We start from the raw sequence: 1,719 nt of genomic DNA, 5'->3' as shown, positions 1-1,719 counted from the left end.
GTGGCCGCCGGCGTCCTGCGCTCGTCTGCGCAAGTGCTGGCGCTGATCTCGACCGGCGGCCTCCCCAAGGGCGACGCCCTGGCCACCGCGCGGATAGCCGGCATTCAGGCCGCGAAGCGCACCAGCGAACTCATCCCGCTGTGTCATCAACTCGCACTCACGGGGGTCGACATCGACTTCACCGTGGGGGAGTCTGAGGTCGAAATCATCGCAACGGTGCGAAGCACCGACCGCACGGGGGTGGAGATGGAAGCGCTGACGGCGGTCAGCGTCGCGGGACTGACGCTCTACGACATGATCAAGGCGGTAGACCCCGCCGCACGAATCGACGACATTCGAGTGCTGCGCAAGGAAGGCGGCAAAACCGGAAGGTGGGCGCGCCCATGAGCACCCGTTCCGCCCGCATCATCATCGCCTCGACCCGCGCGTCGTCGGGAGTGTATGACGACCGCTGCGGCCCGATCATCGCCGAATGGCTGGCAGAGCGCGGCTTTTCGGCCCCCCAACCAGAGGTGGTTGCCGACGGGCCACCGGTCGGCGACGCGCTGCGTGCCGCGATCGACGCCGAGGCCGACGTCGTGATTACCTCCGGCGGCACCGGCATCTCGCCCAGCGACAGCACACCGGACCACACCGTGGCCGTCGTCGACTACATGATTCCGGGTTTGGCCGAAGCGATTCGCCAGTCGGGCCTGCCGAAGGTGCCCACATCGGTGCTGTCGCGCGGGGTGTGCGGTGTTGCCGGCCAGACTTTGATCGTCAACCTGCCTGGTTCGCCCGGAGGGGTTCGCGACGGCCTCGGCGTCCTCGCCGATGTGCTGGACCATGCACTCGACCAGCTCGCCGGCAAAGATCACCAGCGATGACGCTCGTCGTGCGCGCCGCCATGACCGAGCACCCGATTTCACTGGCCGAGCATGAAGAGTTGGTGGGCCATCAGTCGGCCGGGGCCATCGTCGGGTTCGTCGGCATGATCCGCGACCATGACGGCGGACGGCGGGTGGTGCGACTGGAATACTCCGCGCACCCGTCCGCCGACCAGGTCATCGCCGAGGTGGTGGCCGAGGTCGCCGAGCAGTCCAGCGGCGTGCGTGCCGTCGCCGCCAGCCACCGCGTCGGCGCGCTGCGCATCGGAGAGGCGGCGCTGGTTGCGGCCGTCGCCGCCGACCACAGGCAGGCGGCATTCGCCACCTGCGCGCACCTGGTGGACACAATCAAGGCCCGGCTACCGGTATGGAAGCACCAATTCTTCGCCGACGGAACCGAAGAGTGGGTGGGCTCGGCCTGACACGCTAGGCCCGCGGGCCACCGGCATGGTGCGCCGAGCCCGACACGCCCCGAAAAGGAGGGGTTTCGGGGCGTGCGGGGAGTAAGGCGGCGTCAGGCGTTGGGAGACGGCTGAGCGAGAGCGTCTAGCGCGTCGTTTCCGTGAACGTCCTGGGCCCGGATCGCGTCCCACAGCTGCACGAGGTAGTTACCTTCGGAAGCCTGCTGCGGCATGCCTTCCGGCACGAAACCGTGGAAGTCCGTGTCCGCGACGGGCGGTGCGTCCGCAGGAGGTGCGGGCGGCATCGCGTCGGCCGGCGGCGGGGCGTCGGCCGGGGGAACCGGCGGCAGGTCCACGGGAGGCGCGGGGGGCATCGCGTCGCCCTTGGGGAGGCCGCCGGTCGAGATCAGCGCCAGCACTTGCGCAGACGAGCGCAGGACGCCGGCGGCCAC

3 protein-coding genes and 2 pseudogenes are annotated in these 1,719 nt (G+C 69.7%); 3 read left to right on the top strand and 2 right to left on the bottom strand.

Features of this window, described 5'->3' with window-relative positions; genetic code table 11:
* The 3 genes from moaC to A5652_RS22325 all read left to right on the top strand — a co-directional run.
* Window positions 1–387 (top strand): cyclic pyranopterin monophosphate synthase MoaC (gene moaC, locus A5652_RS22335; RefSeq protein WP_067356908.1); only part of this gene is annotated, 387 nt, incomplete at its 5' end.
* Window positions 384–866: a molybdenum cofactor biosynthesis protein B gene (locus A5652_RS22330; RefSeq protein ID WP_067356911.1), complete on the top strand. Its 483-nt coding sequence runs from the start codon at window positions 384–386 to the stop codon at window positions 864–866. The genes moaC and A5652_RS22330, both read left to right, overlap by 4 nt.
* Window positions 863–1,288, top strand: a complete 426-nt coding sequence (locus A5652_RS22325) for a molybdenum cofactor biosynthesis protein MoaE (protein ID WP_067356905.1) — start codon at window positions 863–865, stop codon at window positions 1,286–1,288. Before A5652_RS22330 ends, A5652_RS22325 begins: the two co-directional genes overlap by 4 nt.
* Before the next feature lie 92 nt (window positions 1,289–1,380).
* Here A5652_RS22325 and A5652_RS27120 read toward each other — a convergent pair.
* Both A5652_RS27120 and A5652_RS27845 read right to left on the bottom strand, forming a co-directional pair.
* A pseudogene (locus A5652_RS27120) lies at window positions 1,381–1,635 on the bottom strand (resuscitation-promoting factor RpfA); the annotation flags it as partial.
* A pseudogene (locus A5652_RS27845) lies at window positions 1,630–1,719 on the bottom strand (cyclic pyranopterin monophosphate synthase MoaC); the annotation flags it as partial. The pseudogenes A5652_RS27845 and A5652_RS27120, both read right to left, overlap by 6 nt.

Source organism: Mycobacterium sp. 1165178.9 (assembly GCF_001673555.1).
Classification (GTDB): Bacteria; Actinomycetota; Actinomycetes; order Mycobacteriales; family Mycobacteriaceae; genus Mycobacterium.
The sequence above is the reverse complement of the archived record's forward strand: the minus strand, read 5'-3'. Positions and strand labels throughout refer to the sequence as shown.

Bases quoted from the DNA above. Each gene is read 5' to 3' on its own strand.
- A5652_RS22330 (WP_067356911.1), top strand. From the start codon at position 384: ATGAGCACCCGTTCCGCCCGCATCATCATCGCCTCGACCCGCGCGTCG.
- A5652_RS22325 (WP_067356905.1), top strand. From the start codon at position 863: ATGACGCTCGTCGTGCGCGCCGCCATGACCGAGCACCCGATTTCACTG.